This window comes from Streptomyces sp. NPDC048496 (genome assembly GCF_043200055.1).
Taxonomy (GTDB): domain Bacteria; phylum Actinomycetota; class Actinomycetes; order Streptomycetales; family Streptomycetaceae; genus Streptomyces.
In genome coordinates, this window is sequence record NZ_JBICXB010000025.1 from 23,568 (window position 1) to 40,125 (window position 16,558).

Sequence of the window (16,558 nt, forward strand, 5' to 3'; positions counted from 1 at the left end):
GAACCATGTGTCGCCGGACCCTCGCGGTCCGGCGGCTCAATTGTTGAAGGATGTCGCTCTTCGTCACATTCGCCGTGAATGGGGTGTGACTCGGGCCACGCAGATTGGGCGTAACACTCCTTGAGGTGGTGCGATGACTTAAGAGGTGACCGCCGCGGAAGGAATACAGCAGCCATTGACGGCGCTGTGCAGTTCTGAGGCCAAACCCGCGCCGTCGGTACATTCCCAGCCCGACGGTCGTCGGTTCCAGCCCTCTCCCGGGCCGGGCCGGAAGCCGTTTTCCATCGTTCCGAGAGGTTGTTCGTGTCGGCCAGCACATCCCGTACGCTCCCGCCGGAGATCGCCGAGTCCGAGTCTGTGATGGCGCTCATCGAGCGGGGAAAGGCTGATGGGCAGATCGCCGGCGATGACGTGCGTCGGGCCTTCGAGGCTGACCAGATTCCGCCAACCCAGTGGAAGAATGTTCTGCGCAGCCTCAACCAGATCCTCGAGGAAGAGGGTGTGACGCTGATGGTCAGTGCCGCGGAGTCGCCGAAGCGCGCCCGCAAGAGCGTCGCAGCGAAGAGCCCGGTCAAGCGCACCGCCACCAAGACTGTCGCGGCCAAGACGACCGTGACGAGGACCGTCGCGGCCACCGCCGCCCCGTCGGCCGAGACCGTGGACGTGGTGGCGGACGACGCTGCCGCGGCCAGCCCTGCGAAGAAGGCGGCAGCCAAGAAGACGGCTGCCAAGAAGACCGCCGTGAAGAAGACGGTGGCTAAGAAGACCGCAACGAAGAAGGCCGGCAAGAAGGACGCCGACGAGCTCCTCGACGGCGACGAGGCTGTCGAGGAAGTACAGGTCGGCAAGGGCGACGAGGAGGAGGGCGAGGGCGAGAGCAAGGGATTCGTCCTCTCCGACGACGACGAGGACGACGCGCCCGCGCAGCAGGTCGCCGTCGCAGGCGCCACGGCCGACCCGGTCAAGGACTACCTGAAGCAGATCGGCAAGGTCCCGCTCCTCAACGCCGAGCAGGAGGTCGAGCTCGCCAAGCGCATCGAAGCGGGCCTGTTCGCCGAGGACAAGCTGGCGAACTCCGACAAGCTCGCGCCGAAGCTCAAGCGAGAGCTGGAGATCATCGCCGAGGACGGGCGCCGCGCCAAGAACCACCTGCTGGAGGCCAACCTCCGCCTCGTGGTCTCGCTGGCCAAGCGTTACACCGGCCGCGGCATGCTCTTCCTGGACCTGATCCAGGAGGGCAACCTCGGTCTGATCCGTGCGGTCGAGAAGTTCGACTACACCAAGGGCTACAAGTTCTCCACGTACGCCACCTGGTGGATCCGTCAGGCGATCACTCGCGCCATGGCCGACCAGGCCCGCACCATCCGTATCCCGGTGCACATGGTCGAGGTCATCAACAAGCTCGCGCGTGTGCAGCGTCAGATGCTCCAGGACCTGGGCCGTGAGCCCACCCCGGAGGAGCTGGCCAAGGAGCTCGACATGACCCCCGAGAAGGTCATCGAGGTCCAGAAGTACGGTCGTGAGCCGATCTCCCTCCACACGCCGCTGGGTGAGGACGGGGACAGTGAGTTCGGTGACCTGATCGAGGACTCCGAGGCGGTCGTCCCGGCCGACGCGGTCAGCTTCACGCTCCTCCAGGAGCAGCTGCACTCGGTGCTCGACACCCTTTCCGAGCGTGAGGCCGGCGTGGTCTCGATGCGCTTCGGTCTCACTGACGGTCAGCCGAAGACCCTTGACGAGATCGGCAAGGTCTACGGCGTGACGCGTGAGCGCATCCGTCAGATCGAGTCGAAGACCATGTCGAAGCTGCGCCACCCGTCGCGTTCACAGGTGCTGCGCGACTACCTCGACTGAGTCGCGGGAGTAGGCAGACCGAGGGCCCGGTTCCGAGGAACCGGGCCCTCGGCGCATGTGCGGGTGCGGTTGCCGACATGGCGGATGACTCTGAGTGGGCATGATCCACCGCAGAGTCAGGAGTACGCATGTCCCGTACCGTCGTCCGCGCCATGACCGGGCTGCTCGCCCTGGTTGCCGCGGCAGCTGTGATACCGCTCGGGTCCCCGGTTCCGGCGGCTGCCGACAGCATCGTCATCGGTGGGCAGCCGGCACACGTCAAGGACAGCCCGTGGGTCGTGGCGCTGTCCAGCCGTAACCGATTCGGAGGTACCCGTGCGGGCCAGTTCTGCGGTGCCGTGCTGGTAGGGCCGACGAAGGTGCTGACCGCCGCCCACTGTCTGGGCCGGGAGGCGCTCGGCACCGATGTGGGCCAGGTGCGCGACCTGCGGATCATTGCCGGGCGGGATGAGCTGACCGGCTCCGGTGGCCGGGAGGTCGCGGTCAAGGGCACATGGATCAACCCGGGGTACGACCCCACCACCAACTCCGGCGATCTGGCGGTGCTCACGCTGGCCGATGCGCTCCCCGGAGAGAGCGTGATCCCGATGGCCACAGCCGGTGACCAGTCCGATGAGCCGGGTAGCGCAGCCCTCGTCTACGGCTGGGGGGACATCTCCGGGAACGGTGACTACGTGACGTCGCTCCGCTCCGCCCAGGTGAGTGTTCTGCCGGACAGCACGTGCCAGCGGGCCTACCCGGGTGGCAGAGGCGCCGCGTACGAGGCCTCGACGATGCTCTGCGCGGGCGAACCGCAGGGCGGGCACGACGCATGCCAGGGGGACAGCGGAGGGCCGCTGGTGGCCGGTGGGCGGCTCATCGGCCTGGTGTCCTGGGGGAATGGCTGTGGGGTCGCGGGCAGCCCCGGCGTCTACACGAGGATCTCCGCGGCTGCGGGCTGGATGGCAGGCAGTAGCTGACCAGCGCCGCTCCGTAGGTACGAGAACGGGCGGCTCCCCCCTCGGTGGGGGAGCCGCCCGTCGGCCGGTACGGAGCCGGACCCTGGCTCGTCGTGGATGCGAGGTGTCAGTGTTGTTCCTCTTCGACGGCATTGGCCTGCACGGCCGTCAGTCGGTCCGTCTCATCCTGTATTTCCGCGGCGATCTTCTTGAGTTCCGGCTCGAACTTGCGACCGTGGTGGGCGCAGAAGAGCAGTTCACCGCCGCTGATCAGGACGACGCGCAGATATGCCTGGGCGCCGCAACGGTCACAGCGGTCTGCTGCGGTCAGCGGGCTCGCGGGGGTCAGAACAGTAGTCACGTCGCCTCTTCTCTAGCTCGACGAGCTGTCGTACCAGGGTCAACATCCAACCAGGCCGAAAACGTTCCCGCTCGTGGCTTTTCTTCGAAACTTCTTCTCAAGATGGCCGTCTGTTGCCGGTTGGCGGCGAATGTGCCGTATTGCGTAGCGCTACGGTTTCGCGTTGCTTGTATCGGTCGGTCGGTCCGTCCGGCCGGCTTGCCGGTTTGTTCATGAGGACGTGCCCGGAGCCTAAATGGTTCATGCCTCGAAGGGAACGTGATGTGCGCGTCACTCCAACGAGGGATCGAACGCGTATGCGAGGCTGGTCTAGTGTGAGCATTCCCCGAGGGCGGCGGTACAACCGCTCTATCAAGCCTCGGTACGCTCTCAGCGGCAACCGAAGCCGAGCCCGTTACCCACCTGGACCCCAAATGAAATTCAGCGAGGAGCGAACCGCGTGACCGCCGATACGTCCGTGCCGTCCACTGCGCTGCTGACCGGAGCAGACCGAGACGGCTCCAACTACACCGCGCGGCACCTTCTCGTACTGGAGGGGCTTGAGGCGGTCCGCAAGCGCCCCGGGATGTACATCGGGTCGACCGACAGCCGTGGCCTCATGCACTGCCTCTGGGAGATCATCGACAACTCCGTCGACGAGGCCCTCGGGGGTTACTGCGACCACATCGAGGTCATCCTCCACGAGGACAACTCCGTCGAGGTCCGGGACAACGGCCGGGGCATCCCCGTCGACGTGGAGCCCAAGACCGGACTGTCCGGCGTCGAGGTCGTCATGACCAAGCTGCACGCCGGCGGTAAGTTCGGCGGCGGCTCGTACGCCGCGTCCGGTGGTCTGCACGGTGTGGGAGCCTCCGTGGTCAACGCGCTCTCGGCCCGCCTCGACGTCGAGGTCGACCGCAACAGCGCGACCCACTCGATCAGCTTCCGGCGCGGGGTGCCGGGCATCTTCACCGAGCAGGGGCCGGACAGCCCGTTCGACCCGGCCAACGGCCTCCGCAAGGGGAAGCGGGTCCCGAAGACGCGCACCGGCACCAGGGTGCGCTACTGGGCCGACCGGCAGATCTTCCTCAAGGACGCCAAGCTCGGCCTGGAGACGCTCTACCAGCGGGCCCGGCAGACGGCATTCCTCGTCCCCGGACTCACGATCGTCGTACGCGACGAACGCGGTCTCGACGGTGAGGGCAAGACCGAGGAGACGTTCCGCTTCGACGGCGGGATCAGCGAATTCTGCGAGTACCTCGCCCAGGACAAGGCCGTCTGCGATGTGCTCCGGCTGACCGGGCAGGGCACCTTCAAGGAGACCGTGCCGGTCCTGGACGAGCGCGGGCACATGACGGCGACCGAGGTCACGCGTGAGCTGGCTGTCGACATCGCCATGCGCTGGGGCACGGGATACGACACCAACCTCAAGTCCTTCGTCAACATCATTGCCACCCCCAAGGGCGGCACACACGTGACCGGGTTCGAACGCTCCGTGACCAAGACGGTCAACGAGGTGCTCCGGTCCGCGAAGCTCCTGCGGGTCGCCGAGGACGACATCGTCAAGGACGACGCCCTGGAGGGCCTCACCGCAGTCGTCACCGTACGGCTGGCGGAGCCGCAGTTCGAGGGCCAGACCAAGGAGGTCCTCGGCACCTCGGCGGCCAACCGGATCGTCGCCAATGTCGTCGCCAAGGAGCTCAAGGCATTCCTCACCTCCACCAAGCGTGATGCCAAGGCGCAGGCCAGGGCGGTCCTGGACAAGGCGGTCGCCGCCGCGCGCACCCGCATCGCGGCCCGGCAGCACAAGGACGCACAGCGTCGCAAGACGGCGCTGGAGTCCTCCTCGCTGCCCGCCAAGCTCGCGGACTGCCGCAGCGACGACGTGGACCGCAGCGAGCTCTTCATTGTGGAGGGGGACTCCGCGCTCGGCACGGCCAAGCTCGCCCGGAACAGTGAGTTCCAGGCGTTGCTGCCGATCCGGGGCAAGATCCTCAATGTCCAGAAGGCGTCCGTCTCGGACATGCTGAAGAACGCCGAGTGCGGCGCGATCATCCAGGTCATAGGGGCCGGGTCCGGGCGGACCTTCGACATCGACGCCGCCCGCTACGGCAAGATCGTCCTCCTGGTGGACGCCGATGTCGACGGCGCGCACATCCGCATCCTGCTGCTCACGCTCTTCCAGCGGTACATGCGGCCCATGGTCGAGGCGGGACGCGTCTACGCCGCCGTGCCCCCGCTCCACCGGATCGAGCTGGTCCAGCCGAAGAAGGGCCAGGACAAGTACATCTACACGTACTCCGACGGCGAGCTGCGCCAGACGCTGCTGGAGCTGCAGCGCAAGAAGGTCCGGTACAAGGACTCGATCCAGCGGTACAAGGGGCTGGGCGAGATGGACGCCGACCAGCTGGCCGAGACCACGATGGATCCGCGCCACCGCACACTGCGGCGGATCAACATCGGCGACCTCGAATCCTCCGAGCAGGTCTTCGATCTGCTGATGGGCAACGAGGTCGCGCCCCGCAAGGAATTCATCACCAGCTCGGCGGCCACACTGGACCGCTCGCGCATCGACGCGTGACCGGCAGCCGCCGTCTCCACCCGTGGGTGGAGACGGCGGCTCCACCCACGATCAACCCCTGAGCCGATCCTCTGACCTGGCATTTTCCGTAGCGTCGAAGGTGTTGAACCTTTCCGCACTTCGGAGGCCGCCATGTCAGGGCTCATCAATGTCCTGGTGATCGTTGCCGTCATCGCGCTCGTCGCGGTCCGCCAGTGCTCGGCACGACGGATCTCGGACGACCGGCGCTGGTGGGTCCTGCCCGGCATTCTCATCTTCTTGTCCCTGCGCGAACCCGGCCTGACCGACCCCCGCCACGAAGCGCTGTCCGTGATGGTCCTCGGTGCCGAACTGCTGGTCGGGCTGGTCATCGGCGTCGGCTGGGGCTGGACGACCCGGCTGTGGCGCGGGTCGGACGGATCGCTGTGGAGCAGGGGCACCAAGGCCACCGTCCTGGTCTGGACGGGAGGTCTGGCGCTGAGAGCCGCGCTGTACGGGACGGCCGTGCCGATGGGCATACGTCAGGGCAGTGCCGCCCTCATGGCAGCTCTCGCGCTGACGCTGCTCGCGCGCAGCGGTGTGCTGACCTGGCAGGCCCGGGGGATGAGCCCGGCATACGGTGATGCGGTCGGCGGCCTGTCGTCGCAGCCGGTGTGGAAGGACCGTGTGTGACACGCGCTACCTGGACGAGTTGGCCGTCCCGGGAGGCACTCTCCCGGCAGGGGCGCACGCGCCCACGGGCGGTCATTGCCTGGTCCGTACGCACGCTCCTGCTGGCCCTCGTGCTCTGGGGCAGCGTCACTGCCGGAAAGTTCGGTCCCTGGGAAGTCGCGGTCGGACTGCTGGGCGTAGTGGGCTGCGGCTGGACCGCATGGGCGTTCTTCCGGACCAGTCTGGAACACCGGCTGTGGCCCTCCCTCGGGCTCATGGCGCTGCTGATGGCGGCGGCCTTCGGGGCGCAGCAAGCCGGTGCCGGTGTGCCGGCCGTAGTCCTGTGGTGCGGCTGCGCGGTGACCGCGCTGGAGCGGTTGCCGCTCTCGGCGGCCGTTCCCGCCACGGCCGTCGCGCTCGCCGCGTACGCCGCTGTCAACACCGACGGGTGGATGACGACGGCGCTGACCACGGGGGGCCTCTGCCTCGCGGGATATGTGCTCCGGTTGGATGCCGAGGCACGTGGCAGCGCCCTGCGGCTCCTGGCGCAGGAGCGGGCGGCGAGGGCGGCGGAAGCGGAATCGGCTGCGCTGAACGAACGCTCCAGGATCGCTCGGGAGATACACGATGTGCTCGCGCACAGTCTTTCTGCGCAGTTGGTGCACCTGGAGGCGGCGCGGCTGCTCATCGCACGAGAGCCTTCCGGGGAGTTCCGGGATCAGGTCCTGGAGCGAGTGGTGGCGGCCCGTTCGATGGCGCGCGAAGGGCTCGCCGAGACCCGTCAGGCGCTCTCCGCGCTCCGGGGCGAGGTCGCGCCGGTGGAGGACTTCCTGAGGCAGCTGGTGACTGCGGAGCCGGGCGAGATGACCGTGGCCGGGGAGCAGCGGCCGCTGACGGCAGACGCCTCGCAGGCGGTCCGGCGGGTGGCGCAGGAGGCGCTGACCAATGTGCGCAAACATGCGCCGGGGGCCACCGTTCTCGTACGGCTGGAGTATCTGCCGGGCGAAGTCGCCCTGGAGGTCAGGGACCGGGGCGGCCGCCGGCCCGTGGACGAGCTCGCTGTCAGCGGCTCCGGATACGGTCTGCTGGGAATGAGGGAGCGCGCCGAGCTGCTCGGCGGGACGTTGGAGGCAGGCCCGGGCGAGGAGGGGTTCGTGGTGAGTCTGCGGGTGCCCGCGTGAACGCGCGGGTCGTGGTCGCCGACGATCAGTCGGTGGTGCGCGAGGGAATTGTGATGCTCCTGGGGCTGTTGCCCGGAATCGAGGTGGTGGGATCGGCGAGGGACGGGGACGAGGCCGTGGCGCTCGTCGCCGAGCGGGCACCCGATGTGGTTCTGATGGATCTTCGGATGCCGCGCTGCGACGGGGTGGAGGCAACACGGCGCATCCGCACGGAGTATCCGGGCACACAGGTGGTGGTCCTCACGACGTTCGCGGACGACGACTCGCTCTTCCCCGCGCTGCAGGCGGGGGCCCGCGGCTACCTCACCAAGGACGCCGGGGGCGACGAGATCGTGCGGGCCATCCAGGCAGTGCTGTCGGGCGAGGCCGGGCTCTCGCCCGTGGTGCAGCGCCGGCTGCTGGAGCGGGTCACCACAGCACCGGCCCCCGCCGGGCCGGTGCCTGAGGAGTCGCGACTGCCCGACGGTCTCACGCCCCGCGAGGCGGAAGTACTCGTTCTGATCGCCGAGGGCATGTCCAACCAGGAGATCGCCCGCAAGCTGCACATCTCGCAGGCCACGGTGAAGAGCCACATCAACAATCTCTTCGCCAAGGCCGGGGTGCGCGACAGAGCGCAGGCCGTGCGCTATGCGTACGTTCGGGGTCTTGCACGCCCGGGACATCCTTCACCTGAAGAGGTGAAGAGAGGCGAATGAAGTGCCCGGGATCTTCCTGATCTGCTCATTCTTGGGTACGCGGCCGAAGTGGTCCGTGGACAAGGGGAGTTGTTCGGTGGAGAAGGAAGCAGGGCGCGACGTTGCAGCGATGCGAGTGGACGACCCGTGGTACGACGCTCTGGCCTCCGGATGGGGCGAGCTGGACGGTGCGGGGGGCTTCGTGTCCGTCGGGCCACCCGGGCCCGTGGCCCCGCAGCGCAGCCACAGCGCGGCCGACATCTATCTGGAGGTGCAGCGCAGCGCGGCCTTCCAGGAAGTGCGCCGTCGATACCGGCGGTTCGTCGGCCCCGCCACCCTGGCCTTCTTCGTCTGGTACCTCGCCTACGTTGTCACGGCGGTCACCGCACCCGGGCTGATGGCCCGTCCGGTCGCCGGGGCCGTCAACGTGGCGATGGTCGCGGGGCTCGGGCAGTTCCTTACCACGTTCCTGCTCACCGGGGCGTACACCCGTCATGCGCGGCTGCGCAGGGACCGGGCCGCGCTCGATCTGCGGTGGGAGACTCAGGAGATGACGCGGGGGATCGGGCGTTGAGCGGGAATCACCAGACCCTGGCGTTGCTTTTGTTCAGCGCATTCATCGCCGTGACGCTCGCCATCACCACCTGGGTGAGCCGCAACCGGCACGGATCGGCGGAGGAGTTCTATGCCGGCGGTCGGTTGTTCTCCCCCATGGAGAACGGTTTCGCGATCGCTGGCGACTACATGTCGGCCGCATCCTTTCTCGGTATCTCCGGCCTGATTGCGCTGGTCGGATACGACGGCATGCTCTACTCGGTCGGCTTCCTCGTCGCCTGGCTCGTCGTCCTGCTGCTGGTGGCCGAACTCGTCCGTAACTGCGGCCGATTCACCCTCGCCGACGTGGTGGCCGCGCGGATGGCGGAACGTCCGGTACGGATCGCGGCCGGCACCTCCTCCGTCACCGTCTCCGTGCTCTACCTGGTGGCGCAGATGGTGGGTGCGGGCAGCCTGGTCGCCCTGCTCCTCGGCGGTACGAGCAACGCCGCCCGCTCCTGGACCGTCATCGGGGTCGGGGCGCTCATGGTGATCTATGTGTCCCTCGGAGGGATGCGCGCCACGACCTGGATCCAGATCGTCAAGGCCGTCCTGCTGATCGTGGGCGCGACTGTGCTCACCGTGCTCGTTCTGGTCCATTTCCACGGCAACGTCAATGCGCTCCTCACCTCCGCCGCCGAGCGGAGCGGGCACGGACTGAAATTCCTCTCGCCCGGACTCAAGTACGGCGGCAGCTGGACCGCCCGATTCGACTTCATCAGCCTCGGGCTGGCCCTGGTGCTCGGTACGGCCGGACTGCCCCACATCCTGTCGCGCTTCTACACCGTGCCCACCGCCCGCGCCGCCCGCCGCTCGGTCGTCTGGTCGATCGGCCTCATCGGCAGCTTCTACCTGATGACGATCGTGCTCGGGTTCGGTGCGGCAGCGCTGGTCGGTTCGGCGGACGTACGGGCGTCGAGTCCCGCCGGGAACACGGCCGTCCCGCTGCTGGCCCTGGTGCTCGGCGGCGGCCAAGGTTCCACCGGGGGAGCGATTCTGTTCGCCGTGGTCGCCGCCGTGGCCTTCGCGACCATTCTCGCCGTCGTCGCCGGGATCACGCTTGCCTCGTCCGCCTCCGTGGCCCATGACCTCTACGCCTCGCTCAGGCGCCCGGGCTCCAAGCAGCACAGCGAAGTCACTGTGGCCAGGGTCGCCGCGGCCGGGATCGGGGTGGCCGCCATCGGGCTGGGCCTGGTCGCCCAGGATCTGAATGTGGCGTTCCTGGTGGGGCTCGCCTTCGCCGTCGCTGCCTCGGCCAATCTGCCGGTGCTGCTCTACTCGCTGTTCTGGCGGAACTTCACCACGCGGGGGAGCGGTCTGGTCGGTCTACGGCGGGCTGATCCCCGCGGTGCTGCTCGTCCTGCTTTCACCGGTCGTCTCCGGCAGCCCCACCTCGCTCTTTCCCGGCGTCGACTTCCAGTTCTTCCCGCTGGAGAACCCCGGACTGGTCTCCGTCCCGCTCGGCTTCCTGGCCGGCTGGATCGGCACAGTCACATCACCCGAGCCACCCGACGGCGCCAAGCATGCGGAGACCGAGGTCCGCGCGCTGACCGGGGCGGGGGCGGTGTAGCCGGTCCGGGCAGCGGACGGCGGAGGAGCCGGTCCGGGAAAAGCGGGACTGGTTGTGGCTGCCGCGGGCCGGTGGTCCGTCACACCGGGATTCCCTAGGAGCCCGAGGCCCAGGTGCAGCGGTGTTCCGGGCGGCCTGTCTCGCCGTAGCGCAGTGTCAGCCGCACCCGACCCGTTCGTTCCAGCAGCTTCAGGTAGCGCTGCGCGGTCTGCCGGCTCATTCCGGCGCTCTCCGCGATCTCCTGCGCGGAGAGCGGCCCCTCGGCGCCCTTGAGCGCCTGGCGGACCAGTTCCGCCGTGGTGGGAGAGTGGCCCTTGGGAAGGTCGGGTTCGCCCGCCGCCCACAGAGCGCCGAAGAGCCGGTCCACGTCTCCCCGCTCGGTCTCGCCGCCGCCCTCCAGGGTGTGATGCAGCGTCGCGTACGCCTCCAGCTTGGTATGCAGCGCCGCGTACGTGAACGGCTTCACCAGGTACTGGAGCGCGCCGTGCCGCATGGCCTCCTGGACGGTGGCGACGTCACGCGCCGCAGTCACCATGATCACATCGGTGCGGTGGCCGACCCTGCGCAGCTCCCGCAGCACGGCCGGGCCATTGCGGTCGGGCATGTAGTGGTCGAGCAGGACGAGGTCCACGTGCTGCGACTCGACCGCGGCCAGCGCCTCCGCGCGCTGTGCGCCTGGGCGGTCACCCGGAAGCCGGGCACCTTGGCGACATACGCCGCGTTGATCCGCGCGACCCGGATGTCGTCGTCCACGACCAGGACCTGGATCACTGAACTCCTCCCGTGAGGTCCGGCTCCGGAAGCTGTGTTTCCGCGAGACCCGGTTCGGTGAGCGCCTCGGGCAGTACGACAGTGAATTCGGCACCGCCTTCCGGCGCCCCGTCGACGGTGGCGCTGCCGCCCTGTCGTTCGGCCAGTCGCCGTACCATCGCAAGGCCCAGACCGCGCTTGCCGTGCGCCGGGAGTTCCTTGGTCGACCAGCCCTCCGTGAAGACCGACTCGCGATTCTCGGGAGGGACGCCGGGGCCGCTGTCACGGACCCGCAGCACCACCGTACGGCCGTCCGCCCGCAGCCCCACCTCGATCAGGGCGTCGTCCGATCCGGTGGCCGCGTCCAGGGCGTTGTCGACGAGGTTGCCGACGACGGTGACCAGCCCGCGCGGGTCCACCAGCCGGTCGGGGAGCAGCGTGCCGGGCGCCATACGCAGCGAGACGCCGCGCTCCGCGGCGACCGTCGCCTTGCCGACCAGCAGGGCGGCCAGCAGCGGATCACGGACCTTCTCGGTGACCTGCTCGGCGGTGGCCCGGTGGACGCCGACGACCTCCGTGACGAACTCCATCGCGTCCTCGTGCATCTCCAGCTCCAGCAGCCCCAGGAGGGTGTGCAGCCGGTTGGCGTGCTCGTGGTCCTGTGCGCGCAGGGCATCGATCAGACCGCGGGTGGAGTCGAGCTCCCGGCCGAGGTGTTCGAGTTCGGTGCGGTCGCGGAGGGTGGCGACGGCGCCTCCGTCGGCGGTCGGCATCCGGTTGGCGAGCAGCACCCGGTTGCCGCGCACGGTCAGCAGATCGTCGCCCACTACCCGGCCGGCCAGCACGTCCGCGGTCCGCCCCCGGCCGAGCACGTCGTCGAGCGGGCGGCCCGCGGCGTCGGGGCCGAGCCCCAGCAGCCGCTGCGCCTCGTCGTTCAGCAGTTGGATGCGTCCCGTACGGTCCAGCGCGACGACCCCTTCGCGGATGCTGTGCAGCATCGCCTCGCGCTCGGTCAGCAGCGTGGAGATGTCGGAGAAGGCCAGGTCGTGGGTCTGTCGCTGGATGCGGCGGGAGATCAGGTAGGCAGCCAGCGCCCCGACGGCGAGCGTCCCGCCCGCGTAGGCGAGCAGCCCCGGGATCGCCGCCAGGAGCCGGGCGCGGACACTGTCGTACGCGATGCCGACGGAGACCGCTCCGACGATGTGGTCCGCGTTGTCGCGGAGCGGCACCTTGCCGCGTGCCGAGCGGCCGAGCGTACCGCTGTCGATCTCCATGATCTCTCCGCCCGCGAGCGCCTCACTGGGGTCGGTCGAGACGACCTTGCCGATCCGGCGGGTGTCGGTGTGCGACCAGCGCACCCCGTGCCGGTCCATGACGACGACGTACTCGGCGCCGGTGGACCACCTGATCCGCTCCGCGGCGGATTGCACGGGCCCCCTGGGTGCGGGGGCCGTGGTGAGCAGGGACTCGGCGATCTGCGGCTGGGCCGCCGTGCTCTGTGCGATGGCGAGCGCACGGCGCATCGTCTCGTCGTCGAGCTGCGTGCTGAGGGGTGCCAGGAAGAGGCCGGTGGCGAGTACGGTGACGCCGGTGGCGATGGCGAGCTGCATCAGCAGCACCTGGGAGAAGACCCGCTGCGGCCAGCCGAGCCGTCGCGGTCTCCGGGGGGTGGGCGGTGGTGCGCTCATCGTATGAAGGTAAAACGCAGCCCTGCGCTTCCTGAAATCTCTCTTTTCTCCAGCTCCACGCAATCCACTTGCGTCTTTTTTCGCTGATCTTGCGTGCATGACGCGACGGCTTGCTCAGGTGGCGCTGAAGGTGGGGGTCAGCGAGGCCACGGTCAGCCGGGTGCTCAACGGCAAGCCCGGAGTCTGTGACGCCACCTGGAAGGCCGTCCACTCCGCGCTCGACGTCCTCGGTTACGAGCGCCCGACCCAGCTGCGCGGCGAGCGGGGGCGGTTCGAGCAGTCGGTCCAGGCGCGGGGGCGTGCGGCACGGGCGCACAAAGACGGTGCGTGAGCCGACCGTTACGGTGCGGCCATGGACGCCGCCGTACTCGACCGCCGACCCGCATGCACGACGAGTGCATACCGCCGGATCTCGTTGACCGTCTCCACGCCCTCGGTCACGCCGACGTGGTGCGCGCCCAGGCCTTGGCGGAGGACGGTGACTGGTTCTGCGCCCGCGCCTGGGCGCGCCTGCTGGCTGGCCGGGGCGAGTTGGAGGAGGCCCTCAGGGTGCTGGCCCCGTACGTCGGGACGAGCTGGTGGACGGCGGCCGCGGAGGCCGCCCGGCTGCTGGACGCGGAGGGCCGGGGCGAGGAGGCTTACGCGCTGCTCCTGCCGCACGTCGCGGACTGGTGCCTCGCCGAGGCTCTGGCCGAGGTGGGTGTCAGGGTGGGCCGGGGCGAGGAGGTTACGGCGCTGCTGGCGGCCCGGACCGTGCCGGGGTGCCCGTGCGCGCGGTGCGGTAGCCCGGAGTGCGGCGGGCGGTACCCGGAGCCGTTCAACGCGGTGAACTTGCTGGCGTCCGTCCGCGAGGGACAGGGCCGCACGGATGAGGCGGTCGAGGTGCTGCGCACGTACGGCTCCACGCCGGTTAACAACCGTGACCCGCTGGCCGAACTGCTGGTGCGGCACGGGCGGATCGATGAGCTGCGCGCCTACGCGGCGGGTGAGGACCGGCTGGAAGCTGCCCGCCGTCTGGCGGAGGTGCTGGAGGCCCGGGGGGGATGTGGTGGGTGCGGTCGAGGTGTACCGGCGGCATGCGGAGCACGACGACTGCGAACCGCCGGTGGAAGCAGGGCCGGCGCCGGACATGACGCAGGACGCCGCACATGAGCAGAGCATGTGGGGCGTCCTGCGTTACGTACAACAGCCGGCTGGCTGAAACCGACCAACGAACGCGGCCGGCGGTATCCCGTCGGCTACACCGGTCCGGCGATCACCGCGACTGGCTTGGCCAGCGGCGTCCCCGAACCGTCGCGCCGCGGATCCGGCTCCGGCAGTTCGGACGGGGTGCCGTTCTTCTGCGCCGCCCGCGCCGGGATCGCACCCGCCCAGGCGAACACCAGGACGTCCTCGCCCTTGAGGAAGCGCTGACAGCGCACACCGCCGGTGGCCCGGCCCTTGCGCGGGTACTGGTCGAACGGCGTGAGCTTCGCCGTCAGCACCGAGTCGTCCAGCGTGCCGTGCGAGCCCGCCACCGTGAACACCATCGCGTCCGCCGCCGGGTCCACCGCGCCGAACGAGAGCACCTCGACGCCCTCCGCCAGCTTCACGCCCGCCATGCCGCCCGCCGGCCGGCCCTGCGGCCGTACCTGGGCCGCCGGGTAGCGCAGCAGCTGTGCGTCGGACGTGATGAAGACGAGGTCCTCCTCGCCCGTACGCAGTTCGGCGGCGCCGATGATCCGGTCGCCGTCCTTGAGGGTGATGACCTCCAGCTCGTCCTTGTTGGCCGGATAGTCCGGCACCACCCGCTTGACGACGCCCTGCAGGGTGCCGATCGCGAGGCCGGGGGAGGACTCGTCGAGCGTGGTGAGGCAGATGACCTCCTCACCGGTCTCCAGCGTGAGGAACTCCGAGACCCGTGCCCCGCCCGAAAGATTGGGCGCGGCATGGGTGTCCGGCAGCTGGGGCAGGTCGATCACCGCGAGCCGCAGCAGCCGCCCTGTCGACGTCACCACGCCGACATCGCCACGCGCCGTCGTCGGCACGGCCGACACGATCACGTCGTGCTTGGCGCGCTTGGCGTCCTCGGCGACGACGATCGGGTCGCCGGTGGCCGTACGGGCCAGCAGACCGGTCGAGGACAGCAGCACCCGGCAGGGGTCGTCCGCGACCTCCAGCGGCACCGAGGCGACCTGCGCACCGGCCGACTCCAGCAGCACCGTACGCCGGTCGGTGCCGAACTTCTTCGCGACCGCGGCCAGTTCGGTGGAGACCAGCTTGCGCAGCTCGGCGTCCGATTCGAGGATCGTCGTCAGCTCGTCGATCTCGGCGTTGAGCCGGTCCCGCTCGCTCTCCAGCTCGATCCGGTCGAACCGGGTCAGTCGGCGCAGCGGGGTGTCCAGGATGTACTGCGTCTGGATCTCGCTCAGCGAGAAGTGCTCGATGAGCCGCTCCTTCGCCTGCGCGGAATTGTCGCTGGACCGGATGAGCCGGATGACCTCGTCGATGTCGATCAGCGCGACGAGCAGGCCCTCGACCAGGTGCAGCCGGTCCCGGCGCTTGGTCCGGCGGAACTCGCTGCGGCGGCGCACCACGTCGAAGCGGTGGTCGAGGTAGACCTCGAGGAGCTCCTTGAGACCCAGTGTGAGCGGCTGTCCGTCGACCAGCGCCACATTGTTGATGCCGAAGGACTCCTCCATCGGCGTCAGCTTGTAGAGCTGTTCCAGCACGGCCTCGGGCACGAAGCCGTTCTTGACCTCGATGACCAGGCGCAGGCCGTGCTCGCGGTCGGTGAGGTCCTTGACATCGGCGATGCCCTGGAGCTTCTTCACCGAGACCAGGTCCTTGATCTTGGCGATCACCTTCTCCGGGCCGACGGAGAAGGGCAGTTCGGTGACGACCAGGCCCTTGCGGCGGGCCGTCACGTTCTCCACGGTGACCGTCGCACGGATCTTGAACGTGCCACGCCCGGCCGCGTACGCGTCCTTGATCCCGCCGAGGCCTACGATCCGGCCACCGGTCGGCAGGTCGGGTCCGGGGACGAACCGCATCAGGGTCTCCAGGTCCGCGCCCGGATGCCTGATCAGATGGCGGGCGGCGGCGATGACCTCGCCCAGGTTGTGCGGCGGCATATTGGTCGCCATGCCGACCGCGATCCCGGATGCCCCGTTGACCAGGAGGTTCGGATACGCGGCGGGGAGGGCGACCGGTTCCTGTTCCTGGCCGTCGTAATTCGACTGGAAATCGACGGTGTCCTCGTCGATCGACTCCGTCATCAGCGACGTGGCGTCGGCCATCCGGCACTCGGTGTACCGCATGGCGGCCGGCGGGTCGTCGTTGCCGAGCGAGCCGAAGTTGCCGTGCCCGTCGACGAGGGGGAGCCGCATCGAGAACGGCTGCGCCATCCGGACCAGCGCGTCGTAGATCGACGCGTCGCCGTGCGGATGCAGCTTGCCCATGACCTCGCCGACGACGCGGGCACACTTCACATAGCCGCGGTCGGGGCGCAGCCCCATCTCGTTCATCTGGTACACGATGCGGCGGTGCACCGGCTTCATGCCGTCGCGGGCGTCCGGCAGGGCCCGTGAGTAGATCACCGAGTACGCGTACTCGAGGAAGGAGCCCTGCATTTCGTCGACGACGTCGATGTCGAGGATCTTCTCCTCGAAGTCGTCCGGCGGCGGGGTCTTCGTACTGCGGCGGGCCATCGCTGCTGCGACTCCTTCACAGATCTGTTCGGGCAACGTCTGGTTCTGACGCGGACCATTGTGGACCGC

11 protein-coding genes and 3 pseudogenes are annotated in these 16,558 nt (G+C 69.0%); 10 read left to right on the plus strand and 4 right to left on the minus strand.

Going from position 1 to position 16,558, the window contains the following annotated elements; translation table 11 throughout:
* The first annotated feature begins 303 nt into the window (after positions 1-303).
* Entirely contained in the window at positions 304-1,854 is a 1,551-nt protein-coding gene (locus tag ACGFSA_RS21895) for an RNA polymerase sigma factor (RefSeq protein ID WP_393306611.1), read from the plus strand.
* 128 nt (positions 1,855-1,982) lie between these two features.
* Positions 1,983-2,813 carry a S1 family peptidase gene (locus ACGFSA_RS21900; protein WP_393306613.1) on the plus strand — a complete coding sequence of 277 codons (831 nt, stop codon included), beginning with the start codon at positions 1,983-1,985 and terminating at the stop codon, positions 2,811-2,813.
* Positions 2,814-2,919: 106 nt separating this feature from the next.
* Here ACGFSA_RS21900 and ACGFSA_RS21905 read toward each other — a convergent pair whose 3' ends face one another.
* Positions 2,920-3,153, minus strand: coding sequence for a hypothetical protein (locus ACGFSA_RS21905; RefSeq protein WP_037701300.1), 234 nt, complete (start codon positions 3,151-3,153; stop codon positions 2,920-2,922).
* Positions 3,154-3,592: 439 nt separating this feature from the next.
* Here ACGFSA_RS21905 and ACGFSA_RS21910 point away from each other — a divergent pair, with 439 nt between their 5' ends.
* The 6 genes and pseudogenes from ACGFSA_RS21910 (at position 3,593) to ACGFSA_RS21935 (ending at position 10,362) form a co-directional block, all read left to right on the plus strand.
* Positions 3,593-5,713, plus strand: coding sequence for a type IIA DNA topoisomerase subunit B (locus ACGFSA_RS21910; protein WP_393306615.1), 2,121 nt, complete (start codon positions 3,593-3,595; stop codon positions 5,711-5,713).
* A gap of 132 nt (positions 5,714-5,845) precedes the next feature.
* The gene (locus ACGFSA_RS21915; protein ID WP_393306617.1) at positions 5,846-6,364 is read left to right on the plus strand and encodes a DUF1453 domain-containing protein; all 519 of its coding nucleotides are present in this window, start codon (positions 5,846-5,848) and stop codon (positions 6,362-6,364) included.
* A complete protein-coding gene (locus tag ACGFSA_RS21920; RefSeq protein WP_393306619.1) occupies positions 6,361-7,524 on the plus strand; it encodes a sensor histidine kinase in 1,164 nt (387 codons plus the stop codon). Before ACGFSA_RS21915 ends, ACGFSA_RS21920 begins: the two co-directional genes overlap by 4 nt.
* Positions 7,521-8,219 carry a response regulator gene (locus ACGFSA_RS21925; protein ID WP_393306621.1) on the plus strand — a complete coding sequence of 233 codons (699 nt, stop codon included), beginning with the start codon at positions 7,521-7,523 and terminating at the stop codon, positions 8,217-8,219. The genes ACGFSA_RS21920 and ACGFSA_RS21925 overlap by 4 nt, the downstream gene beginning before the upstream one ends.
* A gap of 109 nt (positions 8,220-8,328) precedes the next feature.
* The gene (locus ACGFSA_RS21930) at positions 8,329-8,772 is read left to right on the plus strand and encodes a DUF485 domain-containing protein (protein WP_393306714.1); all 444 of its coding nucleotides are present in this window, start codon (positions 8,329-8,331) and stop codon (positions 8,770-8,772) included.
* Positions 8,769-10,362: pseudogene (locus tag ACGFSA_RS21935) on the plus strand (cation acetate symporter). Before ACGFSA_RS21930 ends, ACGFSA_RS21935 begins: the two are co-directional and overlap by 4 nt.
* Before the next feature lie 94 nt (positions 10,363-10,456).
* Here ACGFSA_RS21935 and ACGFSA_RS21940 read toward each other — a convergent pair.
* Together ACGFSA_RS21940 and ACGFSA_RS21945 are read right to left on the minus strand one after the other, a co-directional pair.
* Positions 10,457-11,133: pseudogene (locus tag ACGFSA_RS21940) on the minus strand (response regulator).
* Positions 11,130-12,800 (minus strand): ATP-binding protein, encoded by a 1,671-nt coding sequence (locus ACGFSA_RS21945; protein ID WP_393306623.1) that lies wholly within the window; start codon positions 12,798-12,800, stop codon positions 11,130-11,132. Before ACGFSA_RS21945 ends, ACGFSA_RS21940 begins: the two are co-directional and overlap by 4 nt.
* 97 nt (positions 12,801-12,897) lie before the next feature.
* Between ACGFSA_RS21945 and ACGFSA_RS21950 the strand changes: the two are divergent.
* Together ACGFSA_RS21950 and ACGFSA_RS21955 are read left to right on the plus strand one after the other, a co-directional pair.
* Positions 12,898-13,071 (plus strand): annotated as a pseudogene (locus tag ACGFSA_RS21950) (LacI family DNA-binding transcriptional regulator); the annotation flags it as partial.
* Between the two features lie 113 nt (positions 13,072-13,184).
* Positions 13,185-13,952, plus strand: a complete 768-nt coding sequence (locus tag ACGFSA_RS21955; protein WP_393306625.1) for a hypothetical protein — start codon at positions 13,185-13,187, stop codon at positions 13,950-13,952.
* Between the two features lie 86 nt (positions 13,953-14,038).
* Here the strand turns inward: ACGFSA_RS21955 and ACGFSA_RS21960 are convergent, their stop codons facing one another.
* Positions 14,039-16,489 (minus strand): DNA topoisomerase (ATP-hydrolyzing) subunit A, encoded by a 2,451-nt coding sequence (locus ACGFSA_RS21960; RefSeq protein ID WP_393306627.1) that lies wholly within the window; start codon positions 16,487-16,489, stop codon positions 14,039-14,041.
* Positions 16,490-16,558: the final 69 nt, after the last annotated feature.

What these genes read in the sequence shown, in the direction of transcription:
- ACGFSA_RS21945 (WP_393306623.1), bottom strand. Translation starts at nt 12,800, where the DNA reads ATGAGCGCACCACCGCCCACCCCCCGGAGACCGCGACGGCTCGGCTGG.
- ACGFSA_RS21900 (WP_393306613.1), top strand. Translation starts at nt 1,983, where the DNA reads ATGTCCCGTACCGTCGTCCGCGCCATGACCGGGCTGCTCGCCCTGGTT.
- ACGFSA_RS21960 (WP_393306627.1), bottom strand. Translation starts at nt 16,489, where the DNA reads ATGGCCCGCCGCAGTACGAAGACCCCGCCGCCGGACGACTTCGAGGAG.
- ACGFSA_RS21955 (WP_393306625.1), top strand. Translation starts at nt 13,185, where the DNA reads ATGCACGACGAGTGCATACCGCCGGATCTCGTTGACCGTCTCCACGCC.
- ACGFSA_RS21915 (WP_393306617.1), top strand. Translation starts at nt 5,846, where the DNA reads ATGTCAGGGCTCATCAATGTCCTGGTGATCGTTGCCGTCATCGCGCTC.
- ACGFSA_RS21930 (WP_393306714.1), top strand. Translation starts at nt 8,329, where the DNA reads ATGCGAGTGGACGACCCGTGGTACGACGCTCTGGCCTCCGGATGGGGC.